Genomic DNA, 20,632 nt, shown 5'->3' with positions numbered 1-20,632 from the left:
TTCTAGAATTAGGTATACCGCGGCATTGAAAGGAAGGCGATACAGGTGTTTTCCACCTCGCGGTTTCGGTTAACGATTACGAAGCCTTTTATATTTTTCTCTGTCATTATGCTGCTCAAAAGCTACCTGGCCTGGATGGTCATTTTTGATGATGTCATGCCATGGAAGCCGCTCATTACGGAAATTCCTTTTATTTGGCTTGCATTCAGCTTAATCGAATGGTTCGCTTCCAAGCGAAAGCTCGCTGCCTATATGAGTGTTAACTTATTGCTGACCGCCATATTCTTCGCAGCCATTATGTATTATAAATATTACGGTGTCATTGTTACGTATCACGCGCTGGAGCAGGTCAATCAGGTAACCGCGGTAAGCAATAGCGTATTCTCCTTGATGGACCCTTACTATCTGCTGATCTTCACGGATATCATCGGTATGTTTTTTCTATTATGGCGAAGTGACCGCGTCAAAAAATGGAAGATTCGGCATGCCAAGAAGGAAAAGCGCAAGATTATCCCTATTGTTTTCGTTGTCTCTTTAATGCTGTGCCTGTTCCAGATTATGCCGAACCGCGCAAGCATGAACGAAATCGTGAAGGCGCAGGAGATGGGCATTCTTAACTATGAGGCCTATACGATTTTCCAGCAGGAGAACAAAGAGCTTGTGGATGCCAAGACCATCACGCAGGCTAAAGTCAACGAATTGAAGGGCCTCGGAGCGGCTGATCAGGAAGCCCTGCTTTCAGGTGTCGCCAAAGGGAAGAACCTGATCATTATCCAGATGGAGTCCTTCCAGGAGTTCCTGGTCGACCTCAAGATTGACGGCAAGGAAATTACGCCTAACATCAACAAGCTGGCCCGCGAGAGCCAATACTTCCCGAACTTCTACCAGAATGTCGGCCAAGGTAATACCTCGGATGCCGAGTTTGTGGTGAATACATCCTTCTACATTCCGCCGCGGGGAGCGGCAACGCAGCATTATGCCGACAGAGTTCTGCCAAGCCTGCCGAGATTGCTGCAAGGGGAAGGTTATGATACCGCCACTTTCCACACCAATGTGGTGGAATTCTGGAATCGTGGAGAGCTGTACAAGGCGCTCGGCTTCAACCGTTATTACGATAAAGCATTCTTCGGCGATGAAGATAAGCTGTTCTTCGGTGCCTCGGATGATGCCCTGTATTCCAAAACCGCAGCCGAGCTGAAGAAGATGAACGAAGCCGATAAACCGTTCTATAGCCATGTCATTTCCATGTCGGCTCACCATCCGTTCACGATTCCTGAAGATAAATATCGGATGACGCTGCCGGAGCGTTATGAAGGCACCTTCGTCGGCGACTACATCCGTTCGCAGAATTACGCCGATGATGCGCTTGGTAAATTCATTGAGCAGCTGAAGAAAGACGGCGTGTGGGATAACAGCCTGATTGTTCTCTACGGAGACCACCTCGGACTGCCGATTTATTCCTTGGACAACAAGGATAAAGAGCTGATGCACGAAATTTATGGCCGTGATTATAACTCCGGCGATATGATCAATATCCCGCTTATGATCCATGGAAAAGGCCTTCAGCCGGAAGTCAAGGAGCAAGTCGGCGGGCAGATCGACCTCTTGCCAACGGTGGCTAACCTGCTCGGCGTATCGATGGACAATCAGCTTCATTTCGGCCAGGATCTGATAAACAACACCGATAATAACTTGCTGCCGGAACGGTATTACCTTCCTTCCGGTACCTTTATTAACAATACGACCCTGTACATCCCGGGAATCGGCTTTGAGGATGGAACCAAGCATCCGCTTCCGAACGCGGACGAGAAGAGGACCCAGGCGACCAAGGAAGAATTCGAACGCGCGCTGCAGCTGCTCCATCTGTCGGACAGCTATATCAAACAGCTGCCATACCATAAATAGCCCGTTGCTTAATAGGACAACTCTTTCGATAAATCGAAAGAGTTGTCCTTTTTTGTGTTTGGCAGAGAATCGCCGGCATCCCTTGATGCATAAGGTTTTTCAACCCGAGGGCGACGGTTATTTGACATAGTGGCTTACTTTTTCTTATGATTAATAAAATAGCCCCACAAAGTGGAGCCTATGCTTCGATGCTTATTCCAAATACTTTGCGGGGACCCCAAAACTATAAATGCGATTAAAGAGTTGCTTACGCTTCGCTGAAAACTATAAATTTTATAATCTTAGCAATATACCTTGTTTTGAAACCCGCATTCGTGGTGAAATTACGTACAACAACTTAAATGACTCATACTCATACGCTGCTAATTAAGCCATATATTTTTTATGAACAAATCGATTATGAATTGTAGGAGTGACGATCCGACTTGGACCCCATACGAAGGATAAACAGAATTATATGTTCAACACTTGGCCTTCTTCTGATTGCTTCCTTTACGCATGTCCCCCTGGTGGACATTTCCGATTCCGCTGCTGCTACGCAGGGAATGGAAGCGTCTGAAGGGACTCTTCCATCGCCAACGCCGGTGCCCAAGAGCCCGGAACCCGTTCGGTTGATGCTGGAGTCAAAATTCCATGTGTCTCTGCTTTCCTTGCATAACGTTACATGCCGCACGGATACCGATATGTTTCTGCTCCTAAAGCACATGAAACTAGACCCTTTAAAATTCCGGTCGAATTATGTTGACAGCCATGCATAGTAAGTGATGGTTAATAAAAAACTAATTCGGATCAGATAAAAAAGGATGTGTTTTGTTTGGATGACAGTATAGGCTTAAATTTATTCTTAGTCGCTGTGCTTATCGCAGCTACCGCTTTTTTCGTTATGACGGAATTTGCTATCATAAGACTTCGCCCCAGCCGGGTAGACCAATTGGTAATGGAAGGGCGCAAAGGCGCGCTTGCCGTCAAAAAGGTAACTTCGAATCTGGATGGATATCTGTCCGCGTGTCAGCTGGGAATTACCATCACGGCGCTCGGTCTTGGTTGGCTCGGGGAACCGACCATCGAGAAAATTCTTCACCCGGTGTTTGATAGCTTTGCAATTCCTGCGGCCATCGGATCGCTAATCTCGTTTTTGCTTGCATTTATTATCATGACTTATATTCACGTCGTTATCGGTGAACTTGCGCCGAAGACGATTGCTATTAATAAAGCGGAAGCCGTGTCGTTCCTCTGTGCGACACCTATTATCTGGTTTAACCGGATCATGTACCCGTTCATCTGGTTGCTGAACGGATCCGCCAACAAAATCGTTCGTCTGTTCGGCATGCATCCCGCCAGTGAGCACGAGGAAGCTCACTCGGAAGAAGAACTCCGCATGATTCTGAGCGACAGTTATGAGAGCGGAAAGATCAACCAAGCTGAATACGGTTATGTAAGCCGAATTTTTGCTTTTGATGATATGCTTGCCAAAGAAATTATGGTCCCCCGTACCGATATGATCTGCCTGTATGTCGATAAGCCGCTTGCCACTAATCTGCAGATCATCAAGCGCGAGCAGTACACCCGTTTTCCGGTTGTACGCGGTGACAAGGACCAGATCGTCGGCATGGTGAACACCAAGCAGTTCTTTCTGGAGTTTGATGACAATTCCAACATCGACTTGACCAAGCTGATTCATCCGGCCATGACGGTATCCGAAGCGATACCGATCAAGAAATTGCTTCGGAAAATGCAGCAGGAAGGCACGCATATGGCCATCCTGATCGATGAATACGGCGGCACCTCGGGGATGATCACCATCGAGGATATTCTCGAGGAGATCGTCGGCGAAATCCGCGACGAATTCGACGAGGATGAAGAACGCGAGTTGACCCAACCTGAGCCGAACCGCATTATTGCCGACGGCAAGGTATCCATTAACCGGATCAACGATCTGCTTCACATCGACCTGAGCACCGATGACCTGGATACGATCGGCGGCTGGCTGTACGGACATAACTCCGAGCTTGCCAAAGGCGATACATGGACTTACGGTGAACTGACGTTTACCATCATCGAGAAGAAGACCCACCGCTACACGAAGCTGCAAATTGTTAAAGAAACAGCCGAAACAGCAGCGGAAGAAGCAGCTGCCGTCGCAGCTGCAAGCGAAAACAACGAATAGATAACAGATAGCCAAGCCGCCATGCAGCCTTACCGGGTTATGCATGGCGGCTTTTCGTATACCGGAATGGCATTTTAACACTTTAACAAGTTATAACTCTGCTGTAATATAGAAATAATCGAATTTTATACATATGGGGGGCAGCAAGTCATGAATCGTCAAATCGCTATCATTGGGAGCAGCGGGGGCAATCTGTACAATCTCGGCGGCAAAGACCCGCGCAAGCTGCTGGATGAGATATTGATGCAGCTGGAGAGCGCAGGCCTGTCCTGCGGGGCGCTGCAGTTTATTGCTGCCCAGGTCTCCATGGATGCAGCCAAGGATACAACGCCCGCCGCGCTTTTCAGCTGGAGCATTTCTCAAGGGGAGCCCATCGTTATTGCCGAGGGCACTCTTAAGCAGGTCAATCAGGCGGCTGAACGGCTGGACCGGGAGATTGCCGAGCAGATTGAACTCGGCGAGATTGACGGCATCATCGTTATGAGTGCCGACCCTGAGGGCAGCAACCGGCACGCCATTGAGGCTGCTGCCAAGTTCCGATTGCCAGTGACCGGTACTGGCGGAGCTTCCATGGCCATCATCCAAACCAAAGGCGCGCATGTCATCGCCGCTTCGGGTACCACCGGAACCACCAACCGAACCCGCGCGGTCACCTTTGTTACTTCCCTCAGCAAGCATTGGCGACTAACGTATCGGCCGGTCATCGGAAATGCAGCCGCGAACCTTCACGGAGCGTCCGGAAGCTCGTCGCCATGGCGGCGCATCAATATTCGGGGCATTATGATGGCATCCCTCCCCGGGTTTATCGGCATGGCCCTGATTCTCGCAGTCAGCAAAATCCCGGGGTTATCCTCGCTGACCGAAGTGTTTGATCTATTGATTAAGGCGCTGCCGGTCATCGTTGCTGTGATCGCTGCCAAACAGGTATCCGAACTGGACGAGGTATCCATCGTGGCAGGCATCGTGGCAGGTGTCCTCTCCGTCGAGGGGGGCATTATCGGAGGCATCATTGGCGGAATTGGCGCAGGTATCATCGTCCATTACATATTCCGCCAGTGCGTGGAGTGGCGTTTCCCCRCAACCACGGTCAACATTGTTGCAGGCGGTATATCGGGACTGATTGCCGGTCTGCTGGTTTACTTCCTCATTGCACCGATTGCGCTGAGTGCAGGGCAAGGCATCCGCTTCCTGATCGAAACGCTTGTCTCCTGGAGCCCGGCTATAGCCGGATTGATTGCCGGCCTGCTGATCTGGCCCGCGATCATTGGCGGCGTTTATCATGCGGCCATCCTGCCAATTGTACTGCTGGAGATGGAGACAACAAGCAACAGCTTCCTCGGCGCGGTGGATATGGTCGGTCTGGTGATGGTGTCCGCAGGAATCACGCTGGCCAACATTATCGCCCCGCGGGATAAGGGAGAAGCGGCCGTAGCGGCTCCCGGGTTTGCTATCAATATGGGTTTTGGCACCTTCGTTGAAGCCGCCTATCCCTTCATGTTTTCGAACAAACTCGTGTTTGCTGGAGCGATTGCTTCCGCAGGTCTTGGCGGCATGCTCGTCGGTTTATTCGGCGTTCGGGGAACCGCCTACGTGCCTTCCTTTATCGGTCCCATCACATCGAATAACACCATTGGCTTCCTGATCTCCATGGCAGCCAGCATGCTCTGCTCGTTCCTGATTACGTTCTTCGTAAACAAACTGTCCGGTTATCGGGATGCGAAAAACACCGTGAGCATGTAGGATATGGTCAGCTCCAATAAGCAGGATTTTAACTAACCAAATGTCCTGAAAAAGGGTTTATATTATAGATAGGCTCCTTGATTTGGATGCCTATACCCATTCGAAAAACGGAAGGAGGTTATGATGATCGTGAAATTCAGAAGAATATCGTTGTTCGCGCTGACAAGTGTCCTGCTGGCCGCTTCGCTAATCTGGAACAGCGAACAAGCAGCCGCTAACGATGCAGAGAACTATTCCGTGAAGGCAGCAGGCACCCCCATGACTAGCGTTCTTGTTCACAAAGGCAAAGCGTACGTTCCGCTCAAGTCCTTAGCCGATGCAATGGGGTATGAAATTTCCTATACGCTGAAGGAGGAGTTGGACAACTTTCATCAATATGACGTGAAGGCTGCGAACAGCCCCCCGGTATCGATATGGGGCAACGACAGATGGGGGTATACGATCGTTCGGCGGGCAACGCAAGAGATGAACGTGAACGATATCGATATTTATAAGCCGGCCAAGCTATGCCCCGAGGAATCGGACCATTGCAAGCTTGATGAGAGCAAGTATAACGGCCCTCTTTTTATCAAGAACACCCTCTACGTACCTGTCCGAAACATGGCCACAGCCTTAAATCTGAAGCTGACCATGAAGCAGACCCAGAAAGGGCGCATCATTCATCTGTCCCAGCGCTGAAGCTCCCATTTCCCCCTAACGAATACTTGAAAAAGCCAGGCAGAGTCACGAACTCAGCCTGGCTTTTAATCGGAATAGAGGCAATCCAATCCTTCAATTTTTCCATACTCCTCATTCCAGTCCTCTGATTTCAATGTCATCCGTGGACGTGATTTTCGAAATATCAAACTCCCTGAAAATATGGGTGCTCTGTTTCCCATTCATATCAAAATCCTGCTCTAGCTTCTTTACACGGTCCGGCGTCTTCAAATCCGCCCCATAATATTCAATGTGAAGGTCCGTCTCCCCCGGTACCGCCACCGAAGGCAGCCGCCGAATCAGCTCCAGCACCCGTTCCTTCTCTTGCGCCAGATTGTCTGCCGTCAGATCCGCGAATACGATTAAACTGATATTCTGACTGATATTCCCGTCAGTATTTACGAGTTGGTTATAATCACGCTCGATGGTGTCGAAATCGGAGTTAACATAAGCATTCGCAAACGCCTGGTCCGGATAAAGCTCAGCCAGCAGTGGTTTCAGCCGGTCTCTCAGCTGCTGTCCCCAAAGCAGATTCAAATATGTATCATTCGATATGCTGGGAGGGCTGGCTTCATTGCTACTAAGCGTGAATTCCAGCTCAGGCGACTGTACCGGATGGGCTCTCAGATTGTATGAGCCGATGGCCCAGGTATAGTCCACGTCCGTAACTTTAAAGGGTTCGTTGTACTTCTGTTCCAAATAGGACTCTGCCGCCTCCTGGACCTCTCGTTTCTCGGCGGCCGTCTTCATGAACGGAGCAGATCCCCAGGTATACCCCGCGTAGATGGACCCGGCGAACAGGGCAAGTCCAATCACCGTCCGCAAGACGATTTTCCAAGGAGAGGCGAGTTGGCGCTTCCGCTTCTCGTCGAACATCGGTTTCTTGGGTGATCGGTAGTTGAAATAAATAACCGGTATAATCAGACCTATAATATGTAGTCCAATAGCGAGCGGACCAATAATCAGGCCCAAAAATCCCAATGTCATGAAAAAAATAAACAAAGCCGCTCCCTGAAACGCCATAAGCATCGTTCCGCCTATAATCATACCCGGCGTCCCGATATAAAACATCCCGAGCCCGGTGCATATCAGAGAAAGCAGCGTGGCGATCCACTGATGTTTCTTCAAGTTATCATCCGTCCTTCATGCAAATGGTTTATCAATCATGGTCAATATCCTGACACCCTATTATAACCGCTGCGGAGCTTGGGAAAAGAAAAAATCTAAAAACCAAAACCCATTTCACCGTGGTGAAATGGGTTTTGGGTCAACCGAGGCATGTTTTCCGATCAAGCTCCAAACATACGCCCTTACTCCTTCGGATGGATCATTTCTTCCGGACGAACGATCCGGTCAAAATCCTCTCCGCTTAACAGCCCGCTTGCCAGAGCCGCCTCGCGAAGCGTTGTCCCTTCTTTATGCGCTTTTTTTGCGATGGCCGCTGCATTCTCATATCCGATATGCGGATTCAGCGCTGTCACCAGCATCAGCGACCGCTCCATGTTCGTACGGAGAACGTCAAGGTTGGCTTCGATGCCGACCGCGCAATTCTGGTCGAATGAATCCATCGCATCCGACAGCAGGCGTACGGACTGCAAGAAGTTATAGATGATGACCGGTTTAAAGACGTTTAACTCAAAATTACCCTGGCTTGCTGCAAAACCGATCGTGGCATCGTTGCCCATCACTTGGCAGACCACCATCGTCAGTGCCTCGCTCTGGGTTGGGTTCACTTTCCCCGGCATGATCGAGCTGCCCGGTTCGTTGGCAGGGATCGAGATTTCCCCAATCCCGGAACGGGGACCGCTTGCCAGCCAGCGAACGTCGTTGGCGATCTTCATCAGATCGGCAGCCAGCGCCTTCAGCGCCCCATGGGCAAATACTATCTCGTCATGACTGGTCAGCGAATGGAACTTGTTGCTGGCCGACGTGTAGCTTTTTCCGATCTGCATGCTGATTTCAGCTGCCGTCATTTCTCCGAATTTCGGATGTGCGTTAATGCCGGTGCCGACGGCAGTGCCGCCGATAGCCAGCTCACGCAGCGGTTCTACGGCGGAAGCCAGCATCAATTCACACTTCTCGAGCATCCGGTGCCAGCCGCTGATTTCCTGTCCGAGGGTCAGCGGTGTGGCATCTTGAAGATGCGTGCGGCCGATTTTGATCAGGTCCTTATATTCATCGCTTTTCTTCTCGAGCGTTTTCTTCAAGCGGCGCAGCGCGGGCAGCACATGATCTTCCACGGCCACGACCGCGGCCATGTGCATCGCTGTCGGAAACGTATCGTTAGAGCTTTGGGATTTGTTGACGTCGTCGTTGGGATGAACGCGCAGGGCGCTGTCTTTTTGCTCAAGCAGCTGATTGGCCCGATTCGCAATGACTTCGTTTACGTTCATATTGGACTGCGTGCCGCTGCCGGTCTGCCAAACCACCAGCGGAAAGTGCTCATCCCACTTGCCGGCCACAATCTCATCGGCGGCGGTCGTAATGGCATCGACCTTGTCTGCTTCCAGCTTGCCGAGCTTGCCATTCACGATAGCCGCGCTTTTCTTCAATATCGCAAACGCCCGAATGATTTCCTTCGGCATCGTTTCGGTTCCAATCCGGAAATTCTCGGAACTGCGCTGTGTCTGCGCTGCCCATAGCTTATCCGCAGGCACTTTAACCTCACCCAGGGTATCCTTCTCAATACGATAATCCATCCCAACTTCCTCCTTTGGCTTCCTTGAATTTAAGCGCTTATTATTCCATCTCCCCTATTATGACATAGACTTGCCCAAGAAAAAAACAGACCGGATGAACAGCAGCGACTTCCATACGTACAGCCTTGATTCGGCTGATTTCCAGGCTCGCTTGCTCGCCGTCACCTCACACGGAACAATGGCAGGTACCACACGATTCGCTGTGCTTCTTCAATCAAGCTAACGGCACTATTCCCAATTCACAACAGCCACTGGAACCAGCGAGCATGCCCATCCGTTCGCGCGACCGTAAACTCGCTTCGCACGCCCCCAAGGATATAGTCCGCATGAAGATCGCCATCCTGCATATTGTTGTAGACATGCACGATATCGCGAACCCTTCCGATTTCATTTAAGTGATGCAGCAGCTTTTGCTTGGATGCCTCCGGGATCTGATTAGCCACATGCGTATGAAATACGCAAATGACGGCCTCCTCAGGGATGCCCTTCACGATATCGGGAAGCAGTTCGGTGCCGTCCCCTTCCCGGAACTGTATCCCGGACTGCTGCTTCAATACCTCCGCCGCATGCTCCAGCATGGATACCCTGTCGTGATTACCCGGCCAGATTAAAGACCGCAGCCACAAAAAGTGCTCCGGGTTCCGCACGTCATTCACATGCAGATCGATCCCCATCCGATAGACCACCGGGGGAATGGAAGCTGGCAGGAACGGCATCCGACCTCCCCTGATCTCCGATGTAATATGAACCTTCGACCCCGCTAGGCCGTAACGAATCGCGTCTCCATAGGAGTAGCTGTACTGATCCCACAGCAGCTGCAATCCGGCACTGGTTCCAAGCTCCACCAAGGCAAGCGGCTTACGGACCTTATCATAGATCGAGCAGAACACCGGGTACAAATACGCACAGCGGCGGACTTCGTTCGTCTGTACCCATTTACTCTCCAGGATCCTGATAATGGCTGCCTGATGCTTCAGCACAAATGAACGAAAATAGGGAAAACAGGAGCTCATTTCCTTCGGATGCTCTACTAGACCCGGGTAATAAGCCCTCAGATCCGGCCCCTCACCCTGCAGCAGCAAATATTGGACGGCGCCAAACAGCATATTGGGGACAGGCTGGCCTGCAGGAACATACGCAGCGACTTGCAGCAGCTCTTCATCATCGGCTATATGGCCAGCCAAGTACTCATAGAACACACTGGATCCCGGACATTCCCGTTCAGCAAAATGACGAAACACGTTCACCAACTGTTTCGAATCCACCCTACACCACACCCCTAACGTTGTAATTAACCCTTTATCCTGCTTAAGACTAATGTTACATCTTTCCAGAAGGCGCGTGGATTCTGATCTTTTATCGGGCTTATAAGAAAAAAAGAAGGCAACAAAAAGAAGAACCGCCCTCCTGAAAAGGCCGGTTCTTCTGCTGGCAAATCGCTATCGCTGTCTATATCGCCGGACGATCCAAACGGTACAGGTTCCGATACCGCGGATATCGCTGCATCAGCTCATCATGGGTACCCCGCATGACGATTTGACCGTCTTCCATGAAGAGGATCTCATCCATGCGCTCCACGCCGACCAGATGATGCGTCACCCAGATCAAGGTCCGGTCCTGCAGGCTGGCGAATATGGTGGACAGCAGTTCCCGCTCGGTTTTGGGATCCAGCCCGACCGTAGGCTCATCCAGAATGACAACGGGTGTTTTCTGCAGCAGGATTCGGGCCAAAGCCACGCGCTGGCGCTCTCCTCCGGAGAAACGCTGTCCGGCTTCCTGCATTCGGGTGCGAAGACCTTCCGGAAGGGAAGCCACCAACGGTTCTAGCCGTGCCAAAGCAACCGCGTCCCGTATTTCCGCTTCCGTGGCATCCGGCTGTCCAAGCCGGATGTTGTTTGCTAGCGTCGTATCGAACAAATGCGGACTCTGGTTCAACACCGAAATAACGGAAGATATCTCATCGCCAAACCGCACGGAATCCACTCCGCCTAAAGTCAGGCTGCCCCCTGAGGGTGCCAGCACACCCTGAATCAGCTGCAGCAGGGTGGATTTGCCAGCACCTGAACGCCCTATAATGGCTACCTTGGCCCCAGGAGGAATATCCAGGGATACATCCGTTAACGTAGCCCCTTCCCCATTCATACCGGATCGTTCCAGCCCGGATTTGCCGCCTGCCGCCTGATCATAACGGAAGCTGACGCCATCCGCCTTCACATGGACACCGCTGCTTATGACAGATTCGATCTCTCCCTTATTGAGCTGTTGACCCCGATTCCGTTTCCCTTCAGATGTTTCGGCGCTTTCTATCGCCTGAAGCCTTGCGACCGATTGGCCGTACTGCGGAATCCGCTCCACGGCTTCGGATACCGGCAGGAATGCGTCCATTAACGGGAACACAACCAGAACGCAAGCCGCGATCAGCGTAACATCGATCGAGCCGTCCGCATACTGCCTTCCTGACCAATACACCATCGATACCACCGTCACGGCAACCACGCATTGGCCGATAAAAGCCCGAAGACGCGACCAGCGCTTGAGAGAGCGATCGGTCCGGTCGACCTCCGCTTCATCCGCCTCATATCCGGTCAGGAATTCCGTCTGCCGGCCGCTGACATACCATTCATGAATGCCCAGTACCGCGTCGGTCAGCTTCTGGTAGAGGTTGCTTCGTGCCTGCTTCATTTCCCGGTTCTTCCGCTTGGTGAGCAGCAGGGAAACGAGCGGCAGTACCAGAATCAGCACGGCTACATACAGCGCGAGTAGAAGAGCAAATGCCGGATCAAACAGGCCGACGGCCAGAATGACCCCGGCGTATAACACAAGCGCAACAATCGATGGAAAGACCGTACGAATATAGACGTCCTGCAAATACTCGATATCATCGGAGAGCACGCCCAGCAGATCCCCGGTGCGGTACCGGGAGGATAAACGGAGGGCTTGCGGTTCCAGAATGCGGTACAGCCGCAGGCGCATCTGGGACAGGATGCGGAGAATCGTGTCATGCCCCACCAGGCGCTCCACGTAATGGATGACCGCGCGTCCGATGCCGAAGGTCCGAACCGCTACGGTCGGCACGTATACCATCAGGATATTTTCCGGCCTTAGGGCAGACTTGGAGATCAAATACCCGGATGTGAACATCAGCATCCCGGCGAACAGGATCGTGAGCACGCCAAGCATCACAATCAGCAGAAAGCGCCAGAAGTTTGCCGTTACGTAAGGCCGAAACCACGATTCCTGCTTCATTGTACTCCCTCCATCTGCGATGTAATCAACCCATAATAGACGCCTTGCCGAGCAATAAGCTCCTCATGGGTTCCCGTTTCCGCCACCCGACCCTGATGCAGAACGATGATGTAATCCATATCCTGCATCCAGTGCAGTCTGTGCGTCGCGAGGAATACCCACTTATCCTGAAAAAGGGAAAGCATCGTCTCCTTCAGCTCGTATTCCGTCTCGATATCCAAATGGGCCGTCGGCTCATCCAGCAGCAGAACCCGCCGGTCGCCGAGCAGCGCTCTGGCCAAGGCCACGCGCTGTGCCTGACCGCCGCTTAAAGTGCGTCCGCCGCCGCCGATCATCTCTGCGAGTCCGCCAGGCAAGCTCTTCACCAGATCCGACAGACCCGCCGCTTCTACCGCTGCTTCGACTTGCGCTGTTGATGCCTTCGGTGCATAGAAGCGCACATTATCCGCCAAGGTAGCACCGAATAAGTACGGCTGCTGTGGCATATAGGTGACCTCAGTCCGCCATGCCTGCCGGTTTCTGTCCTCCAGCTTCATGCCATTTAGCTCCATCACGCCGGAAGTAGGCGCCATGAATCCACCCAATAGCTCGATGAGCGTGGATTTGCCGGCCCCACTCTCCCCGACGATGCCGATTTTGCATTGACCCGGTATCTGGAAGCTGACATCCTCCAAGGAAGCCGGCCCCAACTCCTCGTGCCTGAGGCCGATTCCGGACAGCTCCAGCACGCTGTGGTGATCCCATTGGAATGGCGGCTGCGGTCTGAGGCTGGAATTAGAGAAATTATTTTGAATTTTAAATGTTAAGCCCGTTGAGGTCCGTTCCATCGTTCCTACCGCCGGGGTTTCAAGCGCTCCAGTTGGCTCGAATGGACCTGCTCCATTGACCGAACCCCCCGCAGCAACAGAACCCGAGATTCCACCCAAATGCCCTTTCCGGGCCTCTCGAATCATGGATTGCATCGCTTCTCCAGCCTGCTTGCCGTCCAGCGTGGCATGAAAGTCCGCCCCGACCATGCGCACCGGCAGGAAATACTCCGGTGCCAGGATCAGGATGAGCAGCGCGGGCAGCAGCTCCAGGCTGCCATTAATGAGGCGCAAGCCCAGGTTTACCGCAACAGATGCCACGGACAGCATCGTAAAGAAATCCAGTGCGAAGGACGACAGAAACGCCACGCGCAGCGTCCGCATGGTAGCTGCACGATATCCCTCGCTGACCTGCTGTATGCTCTCGCTGTGCTTACGGCTCTGTCCCAGAAACTTCAGGGTAGTGAGCCCTCTAAGTGAATCTACAAAATGATTGGACAGCATTCGGTAGGAATCCAGCTGCCGCTCGGTCTGCTTTCTCGCGGCAAGCCCCACGAGGATGAGAAATACGATCAGGATCGGCATGGTCACCAGCAGAATAATGCCCGATATCCGGTCCGTCATGAACACGTACAGCCATACCAGCGCCGGGGTAATGCCCGCCCCCATCATGCGCGGTATGGTCAGCTCCGCATATTTGCGGAACTTGCCGATGCCCTCCAGCACAAGCGTAACCACATTGCCCGTTCCTTCCGACCGGACAAAGGACGGCCCATTCCGAAACAGCTCATCCAGCAGCTGCTTCCTCAGGCTCGTGCCCGTCTCCTCGGCAAAGCGCTGCGCGATTCCTTGCTGCACGGCCGAGATGCCGTGGCGTGCCAGAAAGGCAAGGAGGAACAAGGCAATGGTCTCCCCCTGCTCCTGCAGCGTTGATCCCGCAAACAGGGCGGATACGGCTTCCGCCAGCCACTTGGCTTGCAGGAGGATGGCCATGCTCTGTGCCAGGGTACATACGGCGACAAGGAAGAATACCGTCTTGGCGCCTTTGTATCCCAGCAGATCTTTTCCCATCAGTACTCCAAATGCTCCTTCTCATGTACCCGTTTGTGGAAAACGAAGTAACTCCAAATTTGATAGCCCAATACGAAAGGCAGCAGCGTGACCGCCACAATCGTCATAACCTTGAGAGAATACGGTCCGGAGGCCGCATTATAAATAGTCAGGTCAAATGCGGAATTGATGGAGCTGACCATCACGCGCGGGAACAAGCCCACGAACACGGACGTTACCAGCAGGGCGATAACCGCCCCGGTCATCCCGAAAGCCCAGCCGTCCCGTTTGATGTTCATGAAATATCCGCCCAGCAGGAATGCGAGCAAAGCCAGCACCAGCAGCACGGTTAACGCCACTCCACGCTTCTCGAAGATATCGGTCATGAAATATGTCATTACCCCGAATGCAACGAACAGGGCCGCTACGGGAAGCAGGAGTCTCCGGGCCATACGGCGCGCCCGTTCCTGAAGATCCCCCATCGTGCGCAGTGTTGTGAACATCAAGCCATGCAGCAGGCAGAGCATCACCATCGTCAGTCCGCCAACCACAGTATAGCCATTCACAACATCAAACAATCCGGCATGCAGCTGCATCTCCTCGTTAATGGGGAGCCCCTGAATCAGGCAGGCAAAAACAACGCCGAACAGGAATGGCGGAAGCACGCTGCCGGTGAAGATCGCACCGTCCCACACCCGTTTCCAGCGAACATCACCCACCTTGCCGCGGAATTCAAAGGCCACCCCGCGTCCGATCAAGGCCAGCAGAAGAAAGACAAGTGGAATGTAGAAGCCGCTGAACAGCGTCGCATACCAGTTCGGGAAGGCGGCGAACATGGCGCCGCCCGCCGTCAGCAGCCAGACCTCGTTGGCGTCCCAGAACGGGCCGATCGAGTTGATCAGCACCCGGCGCTGGGTATCATTTTTGGCCAGCAGCTGCGTGGACATCCCGACCCCGAAGTCGAAGCCCTCCAAGAAGAAGAACCCTATAAACAAGACGGCAACGAGCACAAACCACAGTTCGTTAAGAGACAGCATTGTAGCCCTCCTTATTAAACGGATCGCTTGCGTGGTGGTCCTCTTCCTCCGCCGCATACGGTCCTTTCTTAATGACTTTGATAAATAGATACGCCATAACGGCTGCCAGCACCGCATAAATGGCAGTAAACATGATCAGCGAGAACAGGATCGAGCCTGCGCTGACGTTCGGTGAAACACTGTTCTCCGTGGTGATCAGTCCGAATACCGTCCAAGGCTGGCGTCCGATCTCCGTCATGATCCATCCCGACGTATTGGCGATGAACGGCAGCGAAATGCCCAGCAGCATCAATCTGAGGAACCATTTGCCGGCCTTCTCGACCTTTTTGCGCAGCATCAGCCACGCTCCGTACAATCCCAGCAGAATCATGACGCTGCCAGCGGCCACCATAATCCGGAAGCTCCAGAATGTTGTGCGCACGGGAGGGATATAATCTCCGGGACCATATTGCTGTTCGTACTGCGCCTGCAGCTCCTTCATCCCGATGACTTCACCGGAAAACTTGCTGTAGGACAAAAAGCTGAGCAAATACGGGATTTTAAACTCCATCGTGTTCTCCTGCTTATCCGGATCGATGGCCGCAATGACCGTCCAAGGCGCAGGATCATCGCTCGTTTCCCACAGGCTCTCCGCAGCGGCCATCTTCATCGGCTGCGTATCCACCAGATACTGCGCCTGCTGGTGACCGAATACCGCAACCAGAATGGAGGTGATGAGGCCAATCACGATGGCGATGTGAAATGATTTCTTAAAGAAATCCAAATCCTGCTTCTTCATCAGCTTGTAGGCACTCACACCTGCAACGAGGAACGCCCCGGTTGCCAGTGCCCCGAAGATCGTGTGCGGGAACTCCACCAACAGCTGACCGTTCGTAATCAGTGCAAAGAAATCATTCATCTCCGCCCGCCCATTATTCATCTCGAATCCGACGGGACGCTGCATGAACGAATTCGCTGCCAGAATCCAGAATGCGGACATCAGGGTCCCAAACGATACCAGCCAGATACTGAGCAGATGGACCTTCTTTGATAAACGGTCCCAACCGAATATCCACAGTCCGATAAACGTCGACTCTAGGAAAAACGCCAGCAATGCTTCAATGGCAAGCGGTGCGCCAAATACGTCCCCGACAAACCTTGAGTAATCCGACCAGTTCATGCCGAACTGGAATTCCTGCAGAATCCCTGTCACAACCCCGACCGCAAAGTTAATCAGGAACAGCTTTCCCCAGAACTTCGCCATTTTCTTGTAGACTTCCTGGCCTTTAACAACATACATCGTCTCCATGATGGCAATCAGAAACGCCAACCCGATGGACAACGGTACGAAAATAAAGTGAAAAATGGTTGTCGATGCGAATTGAATTCGCGCCAGCATAACCGGATCCATATCAGATACCCCTTCCTTTAGCTCACGTGATCACTTCAAATTTGATTCTTTTTGTATTGTCGCAGACCACGCCCTAAAGGATTGTGATAAACATCACAATATCAGGACTGAAACTGGAGCAAAAAGTTATAAATTTGTGACGAAAATCACTAAGTGAATTGCGATTTTGTGCACATCGAGGAAAATGGAAAGGACTCGCTGCCTCTGCTCGCGATTTAAAAGCCTGTATTTACAATATAAAAAGCAAGCTGACATGAAGGCCAGCCTGCTTCGGTGTATCTGCGCCCTTATTGAACCGCGCCAATCTCGGTCTCGATGAGCTTGAATTCCGTTACGTCCGCGATCCCGCGGTTGGTTATGCGGATTTCCGGAATCACCGGCAGCGCAATGAGCGAGAAGGTCATGAACGGGGCATGAATGTAGCATCCGAGCTCCTTCCAAGCTTCCTCCAAGGCAGCGACCTCCTCCGCTACGATCTCAACCGGACGGTCCGCCAGCAAACCGGCAATCGGCATCGCCACCTTCGCCAGCACCTTGCCGTCCCGTACTACGATCATGCCGCCACCGCACGCCGCCAGCTCATTCGCCGCGAGTGCCATATCTTCGGCATTCGTGCCCATCACCAGCAGATTGTGGCTGTCATGCGCTACCGTGGATGCAACTGCGCCGGACTTCAGTCCGAAGCCGCTCGCAAAACCGAGTGAGATTTGCCCCGTCGTGCCGTGGCGCTCAATGCATGCCAGCTGAACCACGTCCTGATCCAGGTCTGGCTGGATGACGCCCTGCTCCACGGAGAGCACCGCTGTCATTTTAGCGGTACGGGCGCTGTTCTCGATGACGCGCACCACGTTCACTTCCGTGCGAGTTGCATCGAATTTGTTGCGCAGCAGAAAGTCATCCGCAGTAAGCGAACGCTGCAGTTTGACCGAGTTAAAGGCTTTTTCCGGGTATTGATATACAGGGAACGCCTTCACGAGTCGGCCGTTCTCTGCAACCACTTCGCCATCCGTGATCACAACGGAAGGGACCATGCTCAACAGATCATCAATCAGCAATATATCCGCCGTTTTGCCAGGTGAAATGCTGCCAAGCTCCATGTCCATCCCGAAATAACGAGCCACGTTGATCGTTCCCAGCTGGATCGCCGTAACCGGGTCCACGCCCTCTTCCATAGCGCGGCGGACCACATGGTTCATATGTCCGAGTCTCAACAGCGTCTGCGGATACACATCATCCGTAACCAGAGAAATATTGTCTGTGCGCACCTTATCTTCCGTTATGACCTTAACAACTTCCTTCACATCCTGCCAAGCCGAACCCTCGCGGATCATCAGGTGCATGCCGAGGCGAACCTTCTCCAAAGCCTGCTCCCGGGTTACCGTCTCATGGTCGGAGCTTACGCCGGTTGCCATATATGCCTGCAGCATCCGGTCGTCCTCTGCCGGAAAATGCCCGGTCACCGTCTTGCCTGCACGCAGCGTGGCTTCGATCTCCCCGCTCATGGTCGGATCGCCATACACGACGCCCGGGAAATTCATCACTTCGCCAAGCCCGGCAACACCGGGCCATGTCAGCCCTTCCTCAATGTCGGCTACGCCCAGCTGCGCCCCGGCATCCTCCAGATCGAAGGTTGACGGCACACACGAAGGTATGGTGGTGAACACCTTCATCGGCAGCTGCTGCCCTTCTTCGTGCATCCAGCGCACGCCCTCCATGCCGAATACGTTGGCAATCTCATGGGGATCCATATATACCCCTGTCGTTCCGCTAACGATAGCCGCCTTGGCAAACTCGGTCACGGTGAGCATCGTGCTCTCCACATGCATATGGCCGTCGAGCAGGCCCGGCGAGATATATCGGCCATTCGCTTCGATGACCCGAGTCCCCTCCCCGATCGTGTGATCCGCGTTGCCGATATAAGCAATGCGCCCGGAGGCCATGGCCACGTCCACTCGCTCCTGAAGCTCGCCTGTAAACACATTTACCAGCGTACCGCTCTTGATGACCAGATCGGCTGGCTCCTGTCCTAAGGCAACCTTCCCCAGCTGCCGGCTGACCTCGTATCGTTTCTGTCTCTGGATTGAACTCATGATGATTGCACGCTCCCCTTTTTTAAAATGAACGGTAAGAATACAAAATCGATCCGCTGTATAACACGCCAAACACCCCGGGCAGCGTATCTGCCCGGGGTGCCTGTACTTATATCCATAGAGGAAGAGAAGTCCCGTGCATCAGCAATTGGTATGCTATCTAGTCTGCACATCACCTCATCCGTTAAAACCTGCCGGATTCCAATCCAGATGATTTTCCAGCCCGGCTTCCATAATTGCGGAGCTTTAGCTGGGGTGGTGGGATTCTCAACCTTCATGTAGTCAAGTCATTTACGGTAACCTGGTAGAAACGCCTGGGCCCTATTCCCCGGCATATACATCAAGATTTGATTTTGAAAAAACGTACCTTTCCATTCTTTTCGTTTCATTTGTTGTATGAATTATAATCCTCCTGCCCGAGAAGTCAAGCCATTGGAAGGAACTGTACATCACACAATCTGCCAGCTTTAGGCCAATTTCCGTCCCATTCTGTGTACACGCTCAAGCCATTGCTTTCTTGCCACTTCAGGCATTTTGCGAAGCTGCGTAATGTTCGTGGCACGCACACTGCCTACGCCGCAAAACTTCAGAATGGAATGTTTCATCATTTGATGCCCCGGCTGGCCGAGATAGAAACGGTAGTAGACGTACGGCGAATCCATCGTGACGATCAGACGGGCCGTTTTCCCTTTGAGCAGCTGCTCCGGCAAGGGCGAGTTCTTGCGGTATTTAAAGGCAAAGCCCGGCAGAAACACCCGGTCGATGAACCCTTTGAGCAGCGCCGGCATGCCTCCCCACCAATTCGGGTACACAAATACCAGGTGATCCGCCCAAGAGATCAGTTCCTGCGCTTTTTGCAGATCCGGCTCCAGCGGTTGTTTACCCTTATAGCCGCCGGAGAGATTCAGGTCAAACTCCAGCTCCGCAAGCACCAGCTCCCGCACCTCCGCCCCGGATTCGGCCGCCCCCCTCGCATAGACCTCGGCCAGCTGGCTGCCATAGCAGTTCGCAATGGGATTGCCTTGAATAATTAAAACCTTTTTCATATGTTTCTTCCCCCTCATTATTTGGTTAACAAACACTAACCTAATGGTAAAAGAAAAGGTCACGCCGGACCTTTCCCCAAACCTGTTAATGCCAATAAATGCGCCGTCACTTCAGATGCCAGCGGCGACAAAGGTTCCTCCAGCTCCCCTTGCATCGTTGCGATCGCCAGCTGGTTGAATGCACCGATGATCAACACGGCGGTTAACCGCGTATTCTGCGGCGGAATATCCCGCTGCAAGACCGCTTGCTCAAGCAGATCATGCAAGGCGTCCAGCGGCTGGCGTCCTCTGCTCTTGAGCACCTCCGTAAACAGCTCGTGATGCTGGGACAAGAGCAGCAAGCCGTATTTATCCTCGTCATACGAAGCCAGCACCCGGGTGACGAGCGCCGACAGCCGCTCTGTAAACAAGCCGGGGCGGGACGCATAATCATCCACCAGATGCGTATAGCTGCTGCAGTATTCCTCGAACGCTTCCGCAGCCACGGCATCCTTATTCGTAAAATGCTTATAGATCGCCGCATCCGTTACACCCGCCGCCGCGCCGATCTCCTTCACCGATACGCCGTCCACGCCCTTCTCGGCGAAGAGCTTCATGGCAGCCTGCAAAATATCCTTCTTCTTGCTATCGAAATGTGGTTTCTTTTTCATGCTCATATCATAAGTGAACACTAACCAAATTGCAATAATCAACACAAAAAAGAGGCTCCTCCTTGCCCGGAGTGCCTCTCCATTCATATTTCTTCGCTTCCCGCCGCTTA

Annotated in this window: 14 protein-coding genes and 1 riboswitch; of the genes, 4 read left to right on the top strand and 10 right to left on the bottom strand. The window is 52.8% G+C overall.

Annotated elements, in window-relative coordinates; all coding sequences use genetic code 11:
- Positions 1-45 precede the first annotated feature (45 nt).
- From ACPV3A_RS00280 to ACPV3A_RS00265, 4 genes are all read left to right on the top strand, one after another.
- On the top strand, positions 46-1,905 hold the full coding sequence (locus ACPV3A_RS00280; protein ID WP_220687253.1) for an LTA synthase family protein: 1,860 nt from the start codon (positions 46-48) through the stop codon (positions 1,903-1,905).
- Positions 1,906-2,719: 814 nt separating this feature from the next.
- Positions 2,720-4,072, top strand: a complete 1,353-nt coding sequence (locus tag ACPV3A_RS00275) for a hemolysin family protein (RefSeq protein WP_194540006.1) — start codon at positions 2,720-2,722, stop codon at positions 4,070-4,072.
- 150 nt (positions 4,073-4,222) lie between these two features.
- Complete coding sequence (locus ACPV3A_RS00270; RefSeq protein WP_426197844.1) at positions 4,223-5,812, top strand: PTS sugar transporter; 1,590 nt, start codon at positions 4,223-4,225, stop codon at positions 5,810-5,812.
- A 123-nt stretch (positions 5,813-5,935) separates the two neighbouring features.
- Complete coding sequence (locus ACPV3A_RS00265) at positions 5,936-6,490, top strand: hypothetical protein (RefSeq protein ID WP_426197967.1); 555 nt, start codon at positions 5,936-5,938, stop codon at positions 6,488-6,490.
- A 111-nt stretch (positions 6,491-6,601) separates the two neighbouring features.
- Here ACPV3A_RS00265 and ACPV3A_RS00260 read toward each other — a convergent pair whose 3' ends face one another.
- From ACPV3A_RS00260 to ACPV3A_RS00215, 10 genes are all read right to left on the bottom strand, one after another.
- Positions 6,602-7,636, bottom strand: coding sequence for a hypothetical protein (locus ACPV3A_RS00260; RefSeq protein WP_426197843.1), 1,035 nt, complete (start codon positions 7,634-7,636; stop codon positions 6,602-6,604).
- 182 nt (positions 7,637-7,818) lie between these two features.
- Positions 7,819-9,207 carry a class II fumarate hydratase gene (gene fumC / locus ACPV3A_RS00255; RefSeq protein WP_194540010.1) on the bottom strand — a complete coding sequence of 463 codons (1,389 nt, stop codon included), beginning with the start codon at positions 9,205-9,207 and terminating at the stop codon, positions 7,819-7,821.
- Between the two features lie 239 nt (positions 9,208-9,446).
- The gene (locus ACPV3A_RS00250; RefSeq protein ID WP_426197842.1) at positions 9,447-10,472 is read right to left on the bottom strand and encodes a DUF2332 domain-containing protein; all 1,026 of its coding nucleotides are present in this window, start codon (positions 10,470-10,472) and stop codon (positions 9,447-9,449) included.
- Positions 10,473-10,656: 184 nt separating this feature from the next.
- Positions 10,657-12,453: a thiol reductant ABC exporter subunit CydC gene (gene cydC / locus ACPV3A_RS00245; RefSeq protein WP_426197841.1), complete on the bottom strand. Its 1,797-nt coding sequence runs from the start codon at positions 12,451-12,453 to the stop codon at positions 10,657-10,659.
- Positions 12,450-14,330 (bottom strand): ABC transporter ATP-binding protein/permease, encoded by a 1,881-nt coding sequence (locus ACPV3A_RS00240; RefSeq protein WP_426197840.1) that lies wholly within the window; start codon positions 14,328-14,330, stop codon positions 12,450-12,452. The genes cydC and ACPV3A_RS00240 overlap by 4 nt, the downstream gene beginning before the upstream one ends.
- Complete coding sequence (gene cydB / locus ACPV3A_RS00235) at positions 14,330-15,346, bottom strand: cytochrome d ubiquinol oxidase subunit II (protein WP_426197839.1); 1,017 nt, start codon at positions 15,344-15,346, stop codon at positions 14,330-14,332. Before cydB ends, ACPV3A_RS00240 begins: the two co-directional genes overlap by 1 nt.
- The gene (locus tag ACPV3A_RS00230; RefSeq protein WP_071218780.1) at positions 15,333-16,736 is read right to left on the bottom strand and encodes a cytochrome ubiquinol oxidase subunit I; all 1,404 of its coding nucleotides are present in this window, start codon (positions 16,734-16,736) and stop codon (positions 15,333-15,335) included. The genes cydB and ACPV3A_RS00230 overlap by 14 nt, the downstream gene beginning before the upstream one ends.
- Before the next feature lie 287 nt (positions 16,737-17,023).
- Positions 17,024-18,826 carry an adenine deaminase gene (gene ade / locus ACPV3A_RS00225; protein ID WP_426197838.1) on the bottom strand — a complete coding sequence of 601 codons (1,803 nt, stop codon included), beginning with the start codon at positions 18,824-18,826 and terminating at the stop codon, positions 17,024-17,026.
- A 259-nt stretch (positions 18,827-19,085) separates the two neighbouring features.
- A riboswitch (purine riboswitch) is annotated at positions 19,086-19,187 on the bottom strand.
- A gap of 106 nt (positions 19,188-19,293) precedes the next feature.
- Positions 19,294-19,872: an NAD(P)H-dependent oxidoreductase gene (locus ACPV3A_RS00220; protein WP_426197837.1), complete on the bottom strand. Its 579-nt coding sequence runs from the start codon at positions 19,870-19,872 to the stop codon at positions 19,294-19,296.
- A gap of 59 nt (positions 19,873-19,931) precedes the next feature.
- Positions 19,932-20,522 carry a TetR/AcrR family transcriptional regulator gene (locus ACPV3A_RS00215; RefSeq protein ID WP_426197966.1) on the bottom strand — a complete coding sequence of 197 codons (591 nt, stop codon included), beginning with the start codon at positions 20,520-20,522 and terminating at the stop codon, positions 19,932-19,934.
- Positions 20,523-20,632 lie beyond the last annotated feature (110 nt).

This window comes from Paenibacillus sp. Dod16 (genome assembly GCF_049893405.1).
GTDB lineage: Bacteria > Bacillota > Bacilli > Paenibacillales > Paenibacillaceae > Paenibacillus_AQ.
The sequence above is the reverse complement of the archived record's forward strand: the minus strand, read 5'-3'. Positions and strand labels throughout refer to the sequence as shown.